The 15,726-nt window shown below is 51.8% G+C and carries 14 protein-coding genes; 8 read left to right on the top strand and 6 right to left on the bottom strand.

The window, feature by feature from the left end; translation table 11 throughout:
* Positions 1-12 precede the first annotated feature (12 nt).
* The 5 genes from BTA51_RS22685 to BTA51_RS22665 all read left to right on the top strand — a co-directional run bounded on the left by BTA51_RS22685 (position 13) and on the right by BTA51_RS22665 (position 5,759).
* The gene (locus tag BTA51_RS22685; RefSeq protein WP_094711369.1) at positions 13-2,370 is read left to right on the top strand and encodes an EAL domain-containing protein; all 2,358 of its coding nucleotides are present in this window, start codon (positions 13-15) and stop codon (positions 2,368-2,370) included.
* Between the two features lie 269 nt (positions 2,371-2,639).
* Entirely contained in the window at positions 2,640-3,497 is an 858-nt protein-coding gene (locus tag BTA51_RS22680; protein WP_094711368.1) for a DUF3034 family protein, read from the top strand.
* A 10-nt stretch (positions 3,498-3,507) separates the two neighbouring features.
* Positions 3,508-3,984: a group 1 truncated hemoglobin gene (locus BTA51_RS22675; protein WP_246841141.1), complete on the top strand. Its 477-nt coding sequence runs from the start codon at positions 3,508-3,510 to the stop codon at positions 3,982-3,984.
* A 229-nt stretch (positions 3,985-4,213) separates the two neighbouring features.
* Positions 4,214-5,179, top strand: a complete 966-nt coding sequence (locus tag BTA51_RS22670) for a DUF808 domain-containing protein (protein WP_094711367.1) — start codon at positions 4,214-4,216, stop codon at positions 5,177-5,179.
* 97 nt (positions 5,180-5,276) lie between these two features.
* Positions 5,277-5,759 carry a peptidylprolyl isomerase gene (locus BTA51_RS22665; protein WP_094711366.1) on the top strand — a complete coding sequence of 161 codons (483 nt, stop codon included), beginning with the start codon at positions 5,277-5,279 and terminating at the stop codon, positions 5,757-5,759.
* Positions 5,760-5,837: 78 nt separating this feature from the next.
* On the opposite strand, the gene BTA51_RS22660 is transcribed toward BTA51_RS22665, so the two are convergent.
* Positions 5,838-7,787, bottom strand: a complete 1,950-nt coding sequence (locus BTA51_RS22660; RefSeq protein ID WP_094711365.1) for a propionyl-CoA synthetase — start codon at positions 7,785-7,787, stop codon at positions 5,838-5,840.
* Between the two features lie 279 nt (positions 7,788-8,066).
* The gene (locus BTA51_RS22655) at positions 8,067-8,624 is read right to left on the bottom strand and encodes a TMEM165/GDT1 family protein (protein WP_094711364.1); all 558 of its coding nucleotides are present in this window, start codon (positions 8,622-8,624) and stop codon (positions 8,067-8,069) included.
* A gap of 445 nt (positions 8,625-9,069) precedes the next feature.
* On the opposite strand from BTA51_RS22655, the gene BTA51_RS22650 reads away from it, so the two are divergent.
* Positions 9,070-9,810, top strand: coding sequence for a sulfite exporter TauE/SafE family protein (locus BTA51_RS22650; protein WP_094711363.1), 741 nt, complete (start codon positions 9,070-9,072; stop codon positions 9,808-9,810).
* 87 nt (positions 9,811-9,897) lie between these two features.
* Here BTA51_RS22650 and BTA51_RS22645 read toward each other — a convergent pair whose 3' ends face one another.
* The 4 genes from BTA51_RS22645 to BTA51_RS22630 all read right to left on the bottom strand — a co-directional run bounded on the left by BTA51_RS22645 (position 9,898) and on the right by BTA51_RS22630 (position 12,988).
* A complete protein-coding gene (locus BTA51_RS22645; protein WP_094711362.1) occupies positions 9,898-10,821 on the bottom strand; it encodes an AEC family transporter in 924 nt (307 codons plus the stop codon).
* A gap of 16 nt (positions 10,822-10,837) precedes the next feature.
* Positions 10,838-11,773 (bottom strand): type II secretion system F family protein, encoded by a 936-nt coding sequence (locus BTA51_RS22640; RefSeq protein ID WP_094711361.1) that lies wholly within the window; start codon positions 11,771-11,773, stop codon positions 10,838-10,840.
* A gap of 91 nt (positions 11,774-11,864) precedes the next feature.
* Entirely contained in the window at positions 11,865-12,206 is a 342-nt protein-coding gene (gene maoP, locus BTA51_RS22635; protein ID WP_094711360.1) for a DUF413 domain-containing protein, read from the bottom strand.
* Between the two features lie 311 nt (positions 12,207-12,517).
* On the bottom strand, positions 12,518-12,988 hold the full coding sequence (locus tag BTA51_RS22630; RefSeq protein ID WP_094711359.1) for an SUF system Fe-S cluster assembly regulator: 471 nt from the start codon (positions 12,986-12,988) through the stop codon (positions 12,518-12,520).
* A 386-nt stretch (positions 12,989-13,374) separates the two neighbouring features.
* Here BTA51_RS22630 and sufB point away from each other — a divergent pair, with 386 nt between their 5' ends.
* Both sufB and sufC read left to right on the top strand, forming a co-directional pair.
* Positions 13,375-14,823 carry a Fe-S cluster assembly protein SufB gene (gene sufB / locus BTA51_RS22625; protein ID WP_094711358.1) on the top strand — a complete coding sequence of 483 codons (1,449 nt, stop codon included), beginning with the start codon at positions 13,375-13,377 and terminating at the stop codon, positions 14,821-14,823.
* A gap of 99 nt (positions 14,824-14,922) precedes the next feature.
* Positions 14,923-15,687: a Fe-S cluster assembly ATPase SufC gene (gene sufC / locus BTA51_RS22620; protein WP_094711357.1), complete on the top strand. Its 765-nt coding sequence runs from the start codon at positions 14,923-14,925 to the stop codon at positions 15,685-15,687.
* Positions 15,688-15,726: the final 39 nt, after the last annotated feature.

Genomic DNA, 15,726 nt, shown 5'->3' with positions numbered 1-15,726 from the left:
AGGGCGGAACCCGTGGGAGTTAACCGGCTGGGATCACAAATACTGTTGCTGACCACTCTGCTGGTCTGCGCCGTCTCGATGACGGTCCTGATCACCGTCTGGATATCCACGGCCACCTATACCCAGCGACAGGTTTCACAAGACATTAATCGAGCGGTCAAAGTATTCAATCAGCTACTCAATGAGCGCCAGAACCAGCTAATCGCTTCCGCGGAAGTATTGACCTCCGATTTCGGTTTCAAACAGGCGGTGGCCTCAAATGACCGGGGAACCATAGAGAGTGTTCTGGAAAACCACGGCGCAAGGATTGATGCCGACCTGATGCTGCTGATCGGCCTGGACGGAGAAATGAAAGCCGCCTACGGGGAAAGCGGCATCACTCCCGGCACCTACTTCGAGCCCAGACAGATGCTTGAGGATGCCCTGACCAACGGCGGCGCGGCGTCATTTGTCGTCAACAACAAGCAGCTATACCAGATTATACTGCTTCCGGTACGAGCGCCTGTTCCTGTGGCATTAACCGGCATAGGGTTTCGCCTGGATCTGGATCTGGCTCAACAGCTCCTGCAACTGAGTAGTCTCAATGTCTCCTTTGTCGATATGTCGGCCGGCCACAGGAATGTCCTTGTCAGCACCCTGAATGAGTCGGTCAGGGACGAGGCGTTAATGGCATCCGACGCGGTGGATATGACGTTCAGGTTGCCCTTCCTGAAACATCAGTCCTTTACTTCCAAGCACCAGCCTATTACCAGCTATGAGGGGCATAGGATTGAGGCCGTCCTGACAGTAAATCTGGAGAGAGCTTACGAAGACTTCGACAGACTCCGGGACACGATTTTTGTGATTACTCTGTCCACATTGATCCTGGCTATCTTTGGTAGTGCCTTTCTGTCACGCAACCTGGCCGGTCCATTGGCAGACCTGGAACGGGTCGCCCGGGATATTGCCCGGGGGGATTATCATAACCTGCCGACGATCAATTCCCGCACCCGGGAAATCAAGGCGCTGTTTCGTGCCTTTGTCTCCATGCGCAACGACATCAAACAGCGGGAACAACGTATCAGCTACCAAGCTACCCATGACCACCTGACAGGCTTATTCAACCGCACCAGCCTGATGGAACAGGTGAACGCCAACATCCGTTCCGGACATGCCTCTTTCGTCATTGCCAGCATTAACATCAACGGATTCAGGAATGTAAACGACACCTTCGGTCCCCAAGTTGGCGATCGCTGCCTTTGTGCCGTTGGGGAACGCCTGACCCAGTTGGTGGCAGACAATCCATTGACCGCTCGCTCCGGGGCAGACGAATTCTTCCTGGTGCTTCCGGTTCCCCCCGGCGCTTCTCCCTTTGTACTTGGACCACAAATATTGGAGCAGCTGTGTGTGCCATTGGAGTTCGAGAACCTACGTGTATCCCTGTCATTCAGCGTGGGAATTTCGAGTTATCCCAACGACGGAGATACAGCAGAAAAACTGGTGAGACGGGCGGGCATTGCCCTGGATAAAGCACGCTCCTCCCGCAAAGAATTGTGTTACTACCAGGAAGGTGAAGAAGAGGCTCACCTGGACCGCCTCGCCTTACTCGACGACCTGAAAATGGCCCTGAAGAATGACGACGGCCAGTTGTGCATGTACTACCAGCCGAAACAAAATCTCAAAACCGGCCAGATAGACAAGTGTGAGGCATTGATCCGCTGGATACACCCCACCCGCCGGTTTGTCTCTCCTGAGCTGTTTGTGGGGCTGGCAGAGCAATCCGGCCTGATAGACCAACTCACGGACTGGGTCATCACTTCCGTCATCCAACAATCTGCCCAATGGCGGCAAAAGGGGATTCATATCCAGATCGCAATCAACATATCTGCACAGGATCTGGAACGGGAAGAACTGCTCACCAATGTTTGCCGCCAGCTCGAAAAGTATGCCCTGACACCCGACTGCCTGAGTTTTGAATTGACCGAGCGGGATATGATGTCCGACGCGGACAAGGCGGTTTTATTGATGGAACGCTTTACCCGCCACGGCTTCCATCTGTCGGTGGATGACTATGGTATTGGTCACTCATCTCTCTCAAAACTGAAACAAATGCCGGTCAGGGAACTGAAAATTGATAAGAGTTTTGTGCTCCAGCTGGAGCAGTCCGAAAGTGATCAGATTATCGTGCAGTCCACCATTGACCTGGGACACAGCTTCCAACTTAAGGTCATTGCCGAGGGAGTCGAAACGGAAACGGCACTGACCCTACTCAAGCATATGGGGTGTGACTATATTCAGGGTTATCATCTGGCCCGGCCAATGCCTCCGGAGGACTTCCAGCTCTGGCTGGATCAGCAGGTTTCATTGAGTGAGTCCCGCCCTACAGCCTGAACAGGAAAGTTTGCCGGGACTGACACCGGCTACTATATTGATGATTATTTTCATCATTGACTATTATTTTCACCATTGATAGTTACTGTCATCGTTGAGCAGTTACTTTCATCATTGATAGTTACTTTCATCGTTGAGCAGCTACTTTCACCATTGATTGCTACTGCCATCGTTGAGCAGCTTCGAGTACGGTTTTCAATTCTCCATCCGCAGTCCTGGATCATGGCCTCACCAGGACAAAACGACCAGAACGGGATACTGAGACAAACATGGCGATCAACCGTCAATACCGAACAGTCATCAGCATCATCATACTTTGTTCACTGACTTCCCTCGCCCAGGCCGGAGAAGGCAAGCTGCTTGCCACACCCGGTGTCACCCAGGTTGAGGGCAGCGGCGGCGGTGGCATTGTGCCTTGGGCCACATTGGCAGGCTATGCCTCCAGGGATGAGCAGGCCGTATCGGCTTTTGCTACCCGCGTGTCTGTGGATGATTACCGACTGGATGTTTGGGGCGCAGCCATTAACCTCTATGATCGAGCAGAGATCAGCTTTGCCCATCAGAACTTTTATCTGAAGAGGTCCAGTGCAGAAATTCGGCAGGATATTGCAGGCCTTAAATTTCGCATTGCCGGCGACCTGGTTTACTCCACCTGGCCCCAGCTCAGTGTCGGCTTTCAACACAAAATGCTGGAGGACGATGCCATTGCCAATGCCGTAGGTGCTAAAAATACCAACAGCGGCACTGACTTCTACCTCGTCGCCAGCAAGCTCCATCTGGGAGCTATCGGTGGCTACAACGCTCTTTGGAGCCTGGCGGGCAGAGCCACCAAAGCCAATCAGTTGGGTCTGCTGGGTTTTGGGGGTGACGAGGAAGACGGCTACAGCTTTCAGGCAGAGGCTTCCGCGGCGATATTACTGAGTCGCCAATGGGCCGTCGGAATGGAATATCGACAAAAGCCGGATAACCTTTCCTTTGCCGAAGAACAGGATTGGATAGACATATTCATCGCCTACCTTCCAAACAAACATATCAATGTCACTCTAGCCCATGCGGATCTGGGCGATATCGCCGGTGCCGACGATCAGAACGGCACCTATCTTTCCATAACCGGCTATCTTTGGTAGGAGCGTGTCTGTGCCGTCTTTTATTTACATTCTTCTGACCCGACCGTTCATCACCGCCGTTAAAGGTAGCAAACGAGTTGCAGCACTATTTCTGGCCCTATCATTGTCAGCTTGTGCCACACAATCTGGAGACGCTTCTCTCTATCAGTCGCTGGGAGAAGAAGCAGGTATTAAAAATATCGTGGCCCGGTTGATTTACGAGATTGGTGACGACCCGGTCATACGGCCGTATTTTGAAGAGACCGACCTTGATCGTTTTCACGAGAAGTTAAGTGAGCAGATTTGCGAAGTGAGCGGTGGCCCTTGCGAGTATTCCGGCGACAGCATGGTGGATGTACATACCAAGATGAACGTCTCCGAGTCTGATTTCAATCGTCTTGTCGATCTTCTGATTACAGCCATGAATCACTACAAGATTCCCCATCCGGTTCAAAACCAGCTACTAGCGAGACTGACTCCTATGAGGAAAGACATTATTTATAAGTGATCTCTATTTCTAAATGATCCTTGAGAATTTCTTCTGCCCATTCGCTGCGTTTTTTATTATGAAGCCGTGAATCGCTGAACGAGGCTAAGTCACGAGATAGCCATTAGCCCATGTTAGTGTCTATACTGCGTCACCTTTAAACCAGATACCTTCACATCCTGTGTTCGGGACCTTCAGGTATGACCGTCATCCTGATCGAACACAGGCTATATTCATAGGAGCTTTTACCATGGCAGGCTCAAGCCTACTGGCCCTGATTGACGACATCGCCACCCTTCTCGACGATGTCTCTGTAATGACCAAGGTTGCCGCCCAGAAAACCGCCGGTGTACTGGGGGACGATCTGGCACTGAATGCCCAGCAAGTCACCGGGGTGCGAGCAGATCGCGAATTGCCCGTAGTTTGGGCTGTCACCAAAGGCTCGCTGAAAAATAAGCTGTTTCTGGTTCCCGCCGCCCTGGCCATCAGCGCCACAATTCCCTGGTTGATTACACCGCTGTTGATGTTGGGGGGATTATTTTTGTGTTTTGAGGGCTTTGAAAAACTGGCTCACAAGTTCTTCCACGACCATTCCGAAGATGAAAAACATCATCAGGAGATGGTTGACGCCATCGCCTCACCGGAAGTGGATATGGTGGCCTACGAAAAGAAGAAGATTAAAGGTGCCATTCGTACCGACATGATTCTCTCTGCCGAGATCATCGTCATCGCCCTGGGGACAGTTCAGGAGTATGCCTTCGGCTATCAGGTGGCCGTGGTGTCGACGATCGCACTGGTCATGACGCTCGGTGTTTACGGACTGGTGGCCGGCATCGTCAAGCTCGATGACGCCGGGCTGTACCTGATGCAAAGTACGGGAGAGGACGGCTGGAGTAAAACCAAATACAGCATCGGCAAGGTCATTCTGGCTCTGGCGCCAAAACTGATGAAGACACTTTCCGTTGTGGGTACTGCGGCCATGTTCCTGGTAGGTGGCGGCATTTTGATGCATGGAATTCCCGGCGCCGAACATTTGCTCCATGCTGCAGGAGAATCCGTTGCCGGTGTACCCGCTATCGGCGGTCTGCTGGAGTTTGTCACGCCATCTCTGCTGGGAGCCTTGGGAGGAATCGTCGCAGGCGGCATTACTTTGATGGTGGTGAGTCTGGTGTCGGGTCTGGTCAATCGAATCAAGGGCGTCTCTGAAGCCGGATAGGTAAATGGGACACAAATGGCAACGAAACCACTGCCAATATGTGTCATTTAGGTTAAAATCCGGCAGATTTTTTTAGTCATTCCACAGGACATCTGATATGTCGATAACAAAAGACAAGGTTGTACAGTTCAACTACATCCTGAAAGACACCAGCGGAGAACAGCTGGAAACCACTTACGACGACGAGCCGGTGACCTATCTCCACGGACACGATAATGTCCTGGCAGGTCTTGAAGAAGCACTTGAAGGCAAGAACGCCGGCGATAAGTTTGATGTTACCCTGCCTCCGGAAAAAGCCTATGGCGTTCCTGCTGAGGATTCCATCAAGCGTATTTCAAAGAAATACCTGAAACATGCCGGTCGTTATAAAGTCGGGGATACCGTTCCGGTTAAATCCGATAACGGTGTGCATCTGGTGACCGTGAAAAAAGTCGGCCACTCCATGGTTGATATCGATACTAACCATCCGTTTGCCGGCAAGACACTGACATTCGAGCTGGAAGTTCTGGATGTCCGGGATGCAGAGCCGGAAGAAATCGAACACGGCCACGTACATGGGCCTGGCGGACATCACCACTAAGTGGTGTCAAACGGACAATCTCCGGGCTTCACCGGAGATTGTCCTGTCGCCTATCCCTTAATAAAACCTCAGAATCCCTTATAAAACCTCAGAAATTTCCTGAAGAATTGCAGGATCATCGATCGTCGATGGGACCTGATATTCTTCCCCATTCGCAATCTGTCTCAGCGTTTTACGCAGAATTTTCCCAGAACGGGTCTTCGGCAGACGGTTAACGATAATCGCCTCGTTAAAGCAGGCAATCGCCCCTATCTGCTGACGAACCGATGAGATCAACTCACTCTGTAAAGTGTCCTGCGCAATATTGTAGCCGTCCTTGAGCACCACGAGTCCAATGGGCCGCTGACCTTTAAGTTCATCGTTGACGGCAAAAACTGCACACTCTGCCACTGCAGGATGTGCCGCCACAATCTCTTCCATCTCCCCAGTCGAGAGTCGGTGGCCAGCCACATTGATCACATCATCGGTGCGCCCCATGATGAACAGATAGCCGTCTTCATCAAAATAACCGCCGTCTCCAGAGACGTAATAACCTTCATAGGAACTGAGATAACCCGCCTTGAAACGCTCCGGGTTGCGCCAGATCGTGGGCAGACATCCGGGAGGAAGAGGTAGTTTAACCGCCACAGCCCCCTGCTCGTTCGCCGGACACGGCTTGCCGTCCACATCCAAGATTTCCACCAGAAAACCGGGTGTGGGCTTCGTCGCAGAGCCCGGCTTGGTCTCCAGGGATTCAATACCGACAGGATTGCAGGCAATAGCCCAGCCGGTTTCTGTCTGCCACCAGTGATCCAGCACAGGTAACCCGGTTTGGTCCTTCAGCCATTGATAAGTGGGTGGATCCAAGCGCTCACCGGCAAGAAAGAGTTTCTGCAGGGAAGAGACGTCATACTCCTTCAACAATCGGGCCTCAGGATCTTCCTTCTTGATGGCTCGAAATGCAGTGGGAGCAGTGAATAAGGCATTAACACCATACTCCTGCACCACTCGCCAGAAGGCACCGGCATCCGGGGTTTTGACCGGCTTACCTTCATAAAAAATCGTTGTGCAGCCATAGATCAGAGGGGCATAAACAATATAGGAATGGCCCACCACCCAGCCCACATCAGAAGCGGCCCAGTAGACCTGTCCTGGCTTCATTCCATACACCACGTCCATGCTGTAATGCATGGCAACCGCATGACCACCGTTGTCCCGCACCACGCCTTTGGGCTTTCCGGTCGTTCCGGAGGTATAGAGGATGTACAAGGGATCAGTGGCTTTAAGTGGCACAGGATCAACGGGTTCCGCAGACCCGGCTAACTCAAGCCAGTCAAAATCACGGCCGGCGACCATATCGGCCTGTACCTGGGGACGCTGCAAAATTATGCAGGCCTGTGGTTTGTGCTCAGCCTGTTCAATGGCAGCATCCAACAATGGTTTGTAGGGAATGACCTTGGCCACTTCAATGCCGCAGGAAGCGGACAGAATCAGCTTGGGTTCCGCGTCATCAATACGGACAGCCAGCTCGTTGGCGGCAAAGCCACCGAATACCACGGAGTGAATCGCACCAATACGCGCACAGGCCAGCATCGCAATCGCGGCCTCCGGCACCATGGGCATATAAATGACGACTCGGTCCCCCTTCTCGGCACCTTTCGCCCTTAGAGCACCGGCAAATCGGGCGACTTCATCGCGCAGTTCAGAATAGGTATAGGAGGTTTTCTGACCGGTGACCGGCGAATCGTAGTACATCGCCACCTGAGCTCCCCGTCCCTGCTCGATCTGATAATCGAGAGCCAGATAACAGGTATTCAGTTCACCATCGGCAAACCATCGGTAAAAGCCATTCTCATCCTGGGAAACACCTTCCTGGGGCGCCTGATACCACTGAATACGCTGACTCTGTGATAGCCAGAAGCGGTTGGAATCGGAGAGAAAATCCTGCACGGCGTCCTGGTGGGAAGCGTATTCGGGATAGCTGGCATGCCTGGGGATATGATCGGCGGGCAGCGTAGTGCCGTCATTGTGTACGACTGTGTTGTGCATGTTTTCGACCCTTTTTATTTTTGTTTCAGGTTATTTATTGAGCACCTACCAGTGTCAATTTCCTCTTCTGGAATTGAAATTAGACCTTGGGTGAATCCAGTGCAGAAGCCATATTGGAGTTGATCCAGATCAACTCATCGCCATCCCTGCGACGAGTTTCATCAGGTATTTTGTTCCACCACAAACATAGTGATTGCTCAGGTACAAAAATTTACTATTTGATTATTAAAGAATTTTTCTTGCAATTATGCTCAAGCGGCATGAACAAGCAGTGCATTTTCAGGCAAACAGTATGCTTGCGATGCCCAACAGGGCAAACACCAGACAGGCTGTCCAGCGCATTACATTCATGGGGAGTCTTTGCATGATCCAGTTCCCCGCCAACACCACAGGGACGTTCGCCAGCATCATGCCTAATGTGGTTCCCAGCGTCACCAGTATGAGGCTCTGGTACTGCGCCGCCAGAATGACGGTAGCAACCTGGGTCTTATCGCCGATTTCGGCCAGGAAAAAGAGGATGGTAGTGGCAAGGAAGGCCCCGTATCGGTCCAGTGCACCGGATGCTCCATCATCTTTGTCAGGAATCAGAACCCACAGAGCGACCAGGATAAAACTTCCCCCGATTAACCAAGGACCCCAGCCGACGGGAATATATTGGGTGACCCAAACTCCTAGCCAGGCAGATATCGAATGATTGATCAGTGTGGCGACCAGAATACCGAGAATAATGGCATAGCGATGCGCAAACCTGGCGGCCAGAAACAGGGAAAGTAATTGTGTTTTGTCTCCGATCTCAGCGATAGAGACAGCAAGAGCGGAACTGAAAAGCGCTTCCATTAATGAACCTCAGGTGGGAATCAAACCAAAGACAAACGCCACTGCCCACCCGGATCAGTGTCATTTGTCTCAAGTCTCATCAATCCCTCACCTATTGAGCGGGACGTCTGCACCATGAACATTGAGGTTCAAGTTTGTTGACACAGACTCCGGCAAATCATCTGCCGGCTGATTACTCCCTCAAGAGTCCGCGCAATTTATCAGATAAGCTGAAAACCGGCAATACTGGGGGTGGCTAAAGGGTGAATTGCTCTCCCCTTACTCCGGTCGCTAGAATGGCGTCAGCTTTGCTATGTTAGATATTCGAACTGTGTCGAATACTTGGTCAATCCTATGGTCCAGGGCCCGTAAGGCTCAGGGGCTCGTACTGACCAGATGTCAGTATTATGGACATTTCTCGACACAGACCTTCCCGCCTTAAATTGATCAGGTTCAGCTATTGGAAATGCTCGAATTTCAATTTTTATTGTTTCTATGCGCCATTGCGCTGTTTACCGGTTTTGTGAAAGCCGGAATCCCCGCGTTGGGCGCGCTTATTTCGGCGACGGTCGCGCTGATGTTTCCCCCGAAAGACGCCTTGGGAATCACGCTGATGTACCTTCTGACAGGAGACCTCGTGGCGGTCAGTCTCTATTGGCGGCAGGCTCACTGGCAGGAACTGAAGAAAATGCTGCCGACGATTCTGGCGGGCATCGCTATTGGGGCTGGAATTTTATACTTCCTGGACAACGATACTCTGGGGCCGGTTATCGGCAGCCTGATACTGATATTGGTCAGTCTGGAGCCCTTCCGACCCAGAATCACCCATTGGGCGTTGAATCATCCGGGCAAAGTTCGCGGAACATCCGGGGTCCTTGCTGGAATAACGACGACTGTGGGCAACGCTGCCGGTCCGATAATCTCCCTGTATCTCCTCCTGCTGAAAATAGACAAGCATGGGTTTGTCGGAACCTCAGCCATTTTCTTTTTCAGCGTGAATCTGACGAAAATACCCGTCTACGGGGCATTAGGCATCTTCAAAGGCTATTACCTGATGACCTTTCTGGTCACAGTGCCATTAGTATTGGTCGGGGCTTACGCCGGCAGGCGTTTCCTGCACTGGATTCCGCAGCAATGGTTTAATCGGGTCATCCTGATATTTACAGGTATTGCCGGACTGACACTGGTGGTGAGGCCATTGATTTAACACCGGTCTCTTTAAGACAGATGCTTCTGCGCCAATAGGAACTACCTAGGAGGCAGGAGACATGACAGCCTCCTGGTCTCGACAGAGCTAGCGTATTCCCAGTAAACCGACCATGAACGGAATATAGAACAGGGCTACCAACGTACTGACCAGCGTGAGTAAAGCCACTCGCTGAGGATGAATGTTCAGCAGCGAAGCAATCACGACTGAGTTGGCAGCCAGAGGTGTGATGGAAACCAACAGGATTGACGCATGGATCTGGCTGGAATAAGCATGGAATATCCATCGGTCCAAGCTGACAAGAATGACAGCCAGTATCGGCCAGCTGACAAATTTACCAAACATGACCAATGCAGAAAAATTCATGCTGGCAGCCTCAATCCGTAGCCGTGAAATTCCAACCCCGATGATCATCATGCCGAGTACCGTGTAGGCCCCCCTGATATTCACCACCAGTGACTCGAAAAGCTCGGGGATGGTAAAGCCAGCGAGGTTTAAAGCGAGCCCCAACAGAAAGGCATACAACGACGGCAGGCGCAGGACTTTGAAGAAACTTTCCCGGGCAGTGTAGCGACCGTTAGCGGCCCAATAGAAGCCCAGAGAGTTTTCATACAACGTCACGCCCAGCATGGCGATGATATACAGACCAACCTGATCGGCAGGAAACAGCAGAAGCGCCACAGGAATACCAAAATACCCGGTATTCCCCGTCCCTACCAAAAGCGCCAGGATATTTGCCCGGCTGTCGCCCAGCACCCGTTTGCCAAGCAGCAGGAAGCTCCCGCCATTGATGGCGCTCAAAATCCACATCCATAAGGGCACCAGGATGACGGCCGGCGAAATTTCTGCCTGCAGGGTTCCGGAAAATATCACAATGGGCGTGATGATATAAATCATCAGCCCGGCGAAGTGTCGACTCTCCACTTCAAGAAACCGCCCGCCGATAAATCCCAGGCCGATTAACAAATAAAGGGGCGCCAGTTTGACCAGTAGAGTCAGAAATACGTCCATACGAAATTCAATCTGCCTACTGGATAGCCAGATACACCCAAACCACCGCCAACGGTATCAACAGCAGAAACGGCAGGAAGCGTGCAGCGAAGTCCAGTTGATCCGTAAAGGATTGACGGACAATGTCCGTGATCCCCGGTTCCCAGAGTTTTCCACCCGGAGCCTGGTGACCTTTTGGCTGGGCTGTCAGTTTAGTTTCTGCCAGGATGCCACTGGCAATAAAGGCTTTTGAAATCTGGTTGCCATTGGCCACATCCGAAGCCACCCCCTGGTAGCGTTGCCGCAACCAGCCGATAGGTTCAGATTTGGCACAGATTTTCAGGGAGCGGGACAAATCCATTCCGCCCTGGATGCAGAGCCCCAGATTGAGCAGATACTGGTAGACGCTGCGAGCCACCACCAGGGATCTGAATTGAGGAAGCCATGATGCCAGCCGCCAGAATCCGGAATCCGGGGCAACCCAGCCCCCCATCGCCGGCGCCGCCACTAATACCCCAAATACGAGGAGCATGACAAACACTCCTGCGCCGGACCATAACGCCATATCTTCGGGGGCCAGTACATAGCCCAGATAGCCACCGGTAAACGAGAGCAATCCCCACAATCCGGCCGTCCAGCGCATAAGACGCCCGGTTGGCTGCCCGATCATCACATAGTATTCACATAACCGGGCAAACACTTCTTCGATCTTCAAAGTGGCCAGCCCGAATTGGATGAACCTCAACTCCCAGGATAGAAATAAAGAAGACTGCTTCAGATGTTCCAACAGAGGCGTGTCGGGAGCTTCCCTCACGGCATTGGCCAAATCCGCCAGGGGACGGGAAAAACAGTCTGGTGATATATCCGCTACGTTATCGAAAATCTGGGGAAACTTGTCCCCGTTATGCAGGGCTTGACCAAGATTGGCATATAGTACGGCCCGATTACTGGCCAGGTTGGATGAGTAAGACATTAAAACAAACAAGTCCTGTTCTGCAGGTTAACTGCAAAACAGTATAGAGACGAGCGACAAAAAAGAAAGGCACCTTAACAGGTGCCTTCTATCAATCAGTATCCAGGTCGGTCGAATCTGACATATCCGACATGGCAAACGCCATCCCGGTGGTATAGGCAACTCGCCGTGTACCGATGTGCTTCAGATACTTCAGCCAGACTTTTTCGTGCTCTGTCTGAATCGGCTCTTCACCATTCATCACTTTAACAAAACGGGTCTCAGCATCAGTGCTGGGTTCACGATTGCCATTGGTGAGCTCCTGGTAGGCAAAGCCGTTCCGCTCAATCAGTTCAGCTTCTTTCCTGGCGAAAATACCGGACCTGGCAAATCCACGGGGAAAGTTTTTGTTGTCGTAAAAAACCTTACTACTGGCAAAGTCTTTCTGGTTCATAACAAGGCTCCTCATCCGTCTAGCAAGAAGCGAAAATATTACCAACCTGAAACATCGGGACCCCGTGTGCTACGTGGGTTTTACCGGATTTCAGACGACCTAAATATGACCATAGTCTATTTGGCGCGATTATGTGCAAACATCCTGTCCAGCACAACAAAAAAAATCGCAAAATTGTGAAAAAAATGCCGTTTTGGCGGGATACTATGACGAAGGTCTTACAGTTAGATGACGAAGGGACAAAAAATGAGCGGAATCAGAGGGTTCAGGGGAAGAATCTGAGATCTGCAATACAGCTGAAAAAGAAGGCTCTACCCTTCCAGCACAACCGCCATGACATCTGAATCAACTCTGACTTTCTGAATGACATCCAGCTTGGACAGACGCCGCCGCATATCATGCAATGTCAGTCTCTCGAATATCTCATTGACGGTCTGGTTGATGACTGACCAGTTGGCATGTACGGTACAGGCCTGCATCACATCACACAATCGATCTTCATCACAGCAGTCGGTCAACGCCACACCACCTTCAAGAGACGTGAGGACCTTTGCCAGGCTGATATGGTGAGCGGGAGACGCCAGGCAATAACCGCCTTTGACTCCACGTTCAGAGCGCACGACCCCGCCGTCTACAAGTTGTTTCATGACCTTACGCACCGTAGGGATGGCCAGGTTGGTCTGTTCGGCCACCTGCTCCAGTTTCACCAGTTCGCCTCCCGGGTCCGCCAGGGACGAGGCAATCAGCAATCCGTAATCGGCAAGTCTGGCCAGTCGTAACATAGGATGTTCTCTATTGGAGCGTTTTCTGTCAGGTCGTTCATTGTTCGGTAGTTATTTGTTCGATCAAGGCAAAAATCACCAAACGCCCAGATTCTAGCGCGTTTCCCGATTGATTACCAATTTGGTATTGATTTAAACAGGCGGTTTAAGTACCCTAGCAACCAACTCAAGAATTATGAAAAAACTCTGACTCAGTGCGGGACGACAACTTCTTAAAGCCCAGATTTTGGCCAAGGAGCGTCAGGCAATGACTCGGAGTATTGCTGCGGCAGCCTGATCAGCCATAACCGCAGATTAAATGTTGTGAAGGTCCCGGTTCTGGAGCTGCTCCAGAAATGTGACCGACAAGTGTGAATCAAACTGATATCCGCAAGTGGAGTAAACCCATGGCCACCCCGGAAAATTCCGTCGACAAGTATATCAAGCGCGAATATGAAGCCGGTTTTATTACCGACATCGAGAGTGATGCGCTTGAGCCAGGCCTCAACGAAGACGTCATCCGTTTTATTTCTGCCAAGAAAAATGAGCCGGAGTTCATGCTGAACTGGCGTTTGAAGGCGTATCGTGAATGGCAGCAAATGGAAGAGCCGGAGTGGGCGCACGTACATTATCCGAAGATCGACTACAACGATATCATCTATTACTCCGCCCCCAAGTCCCAGAAAGACGGTCCCAAAAGCCTGGATGAAGTAGACCCCGAACTGCTGAAAACCTACGAAAAGCTGGGTATTCCGTTGCATGAAAGGGCTGCACTGGCAGGTGTTGCGGTTGACGCCGTCTTCGACAGCGTATCCGTCGCTACAACGTTTAAAGAAAAACTGGCCGATGCCGGTGTTATCTTCTGTTCAATTTCCGAAGCGGTTCAGAATCATCCGGAACTGGTGGAAAAGTACCTGGGCAGTGTCGTTCCCACCCGTGATAACTTCTTTGCCTCACTGAACTCAGCAGTCTTCAGTGACGGATCATTTGTCTATATTCCCAAGGGCGTTCGCTGTCCCATGGAACTCTCCACCTATTTCCGTATCAACGCCGCGAAGACCGGTCAATTCGAACGGACCCTGATCATCGCCGACGAAGGCAGCTATGTCAGCTACCTGGAAGGCTGTACCGCACCGATGCGGGATGAAAACCAACTCCACGCGGCGGTCGTAGAGCTGGTAGCCCTGGAAGGCGCCGAGATCAAATACTCGACCGTTCAGAACTGGTATCCGGGTGACGAAGAAGGCCGTGGTGGTATCTACAATTTCGTGACCAAGCGTGGACTCTGTGCCGGTGCACATTCAAAGATTTCCTGGACCCAGGTCGAAACAGGCTCCGCCATTACCTGGAAGTACCCCAGTGTCATCCTCAGAGGTGACCACAGTGTCGGCGAATTCTATTCCGTGGCATTGACCAACAATCTGCAACAGGCGGATACCGGCACCAAAATGATCCACATGGGCAAAAATACCAAGAGCACCATTATCTCCAAGGGTATTTCCGCCGGCCGCAGCGATGCCAGTTATCGCGGCCTGGTCAGGGTTGGTCCCAAGGCTGAGAACGCCCGCAATTACACCCAGTGCGACAGTCTCCTGATAGGCGATAAGTGCGGCGCACACACCTTCCCCTATATAGAAAGCAAGAACAACAGTGCGGTCGTGGAGCATGAAGCCACCACTTCCAAGGTCAGTGATGAGCAGTTGTTCCTGTGCCGTCAGCGTGGCATTGATGCGGAACGCGCCGTCTCCATGATCGTGAACGGGTTCTGTAAAGAGGTGTTCAAGGAGTTGCCGATGGAATTCGCGGTGGAAGCCGGCAAGCTTCTTGAGGTCAGCCTGGAAGGGTCCGTCGGTTAAACCGGGCCTTCAGACTCTATTACTGTTTTTGGAATTCAAAATATTAACGGTGCCGACAGTTGCTGATACAGGCACCGGATAAAGTTAACGGGATCAAGTATGTTAAGTATCAAAAACCTTTACGCACGAGTGGAAGACAAGGACATTCTCAAAGGACTGACCCTGGAAGTAAAACCTGGCGAAGTTCATGCCATTATGGGTCCGAACGGTTCAGGTAAAAGCACTCTGACCCATGTCCTGTCCGGCCGTGATGGTTATGAAGTCACCGAAGGGGAAGTGACTTATTTTGGTAAAGATCTGCTGGAACTGGAACCGGAAGATCGTGCCCGTGAAGGTATTTTCCTGGCTTTCCAATATCCCGTGGAAATTCCCGGTGTCAGCAATATCCAATTTCTGCGTACTGCGATGAACAGCATCCGCAAGTATCGCGGCGAAGAAGAATTGGACGCGGCCTCGTTCCTGAAACTGGCCCGTCAGAAGATCGGCATGGTCAACCTGGATCCTGCGTTTCTCAAGCGTGGTGTCAACGAAGGGTTTTCCGGTGGCGAGAAGAAGCGTAACGAAATCATGCAGATGCTGATGCTGGAGCCCAAGCTGGCACTACTGGATGAGACCGATTCCGGCCTGGACATCGACGCCCTGCAGACAGTGGCCAATGGTGTAAACGCACTGCGAAGCCCTGACCGGGCCGTGATTCTCGTCACTCACTATCAGCGTCTGCTGAACTACATTGTGCCGGATTATGTTCACGTGCTGGCCAATGGCCGCATCGTGAAATCCGGTGGCCGCGAACTGGCCCTGGAGCTGGAAGAGAAAGGCTATGGCTGGCTGAACATCGACGATGATGAGAAAAGCGTAGTTTGATTCCGTGTAAACCGAATCACGAAATACACGGATAAGACA

This window comes from Hahella sp. CCB-MM4 (genome assembly GCF_002260525.1).
In the GTDB taxonomy this organism is placed as follows: domain Bacteria; phylum Pseudomonadota; class Gammaproteobacteria; order Pseudomonadales; family Oleiphilaceae; genus Hahella.
The sequence above is the reverse complement of the archived record's forward strand: the minus strand, read 5'-3'. Positions and strand labels throughout refer to the sequence as shown.

What these genes read in the sequence shown, in the direction of transcription:
- BTA51_RS22670 (WP_094711367.1), top strand. Translation starts at nt 4,214, where the DNA reads ATGGCAGGCTCAAGCCTACTGGCCCTGATTGACGACATCGCCACCCTT.
- BTA51_RS22665 (WP_094711366.1), top strand. Translation starts at nt 5,277, where the DNA reads ATGTCGATAACAAAAGACAAGGTTGTACAGTTCAACTACATCCTGAAA.
- sufB (WP_094711358.1), top strand. Translation starts at nt 13,375, where the DNA reads ATGGCCACCCCGGAAAATTCCGTCGACAAGTATATCAAGCGCGAATAT.
- BTA51_RS22650 (WP_094711363.1), top strand. Translation starts at nt 9,070, where the DNA reads ATGCTCGAATTTCAATTTTTATTGTTTCTATGCGCCATTGCGCTGTTT.
- BTA51_RS22680 (WP_094711368.1), top strand. Translation starts at nt 2,640, where the DNA reads ATGGCGATCAACCGTCAATACCGAACAGTCATCAGCATCATCATACTT.
- BTA51_RS22660 (WP_094711365.1), bottom strand. Translation starts at nt 7,787, where the DNA reads ATGCACAACACAGTCGTACACAATGACGGCACTACGCTGCCCGCCGAT.
- maoP (WP_094711360.1), bottom strand. Translation starts at nt 12,206, where the DNA reads ATGAACCAGAAAGACTTTGCCAGTAGTAAGGTTTTTTACGACAACAAA.
- sufC (WP_094711357.1), top strand. Translation starts at nt 14,923, where the DNA reads ATGTTAAGTATCAAAAACCTTTACGCACGAGTGGAAGACAAGGACATT.
- BTA51_RS22640 (WP_094711361.1), bottom strand. Translation starts at nt 11,773, where the DNA reads ATGTCTTACTCATCCAACCTGGCCAGTAATCGGGCCGTACTATATGCC.
- BTA51_RS22655 (WP_094711364.1), bottom strand. Translation starts at nt 8,624, where the DNA reads ATGGAAGCGCTTTTCAGTTCCGCTCTTGCTGTCTCTATCGCTGAGATC.
- BTA51_RS22645 (WP_094711362.1), bottom strand. Translation starts at nt 10,821, where the DNA reads ATGGACGTATTTCTGACTCTACTGGTCAAACTGGCGCCCCTTTATTTG.
- BTA51_RS22630 (WP_094711359.1), bottom strand. Translation starts at nt 12,988, where the DNA reads ATGTTACGACTGGCCAGACTTGCCGATTACGGATTGCTGATTGCCTCG.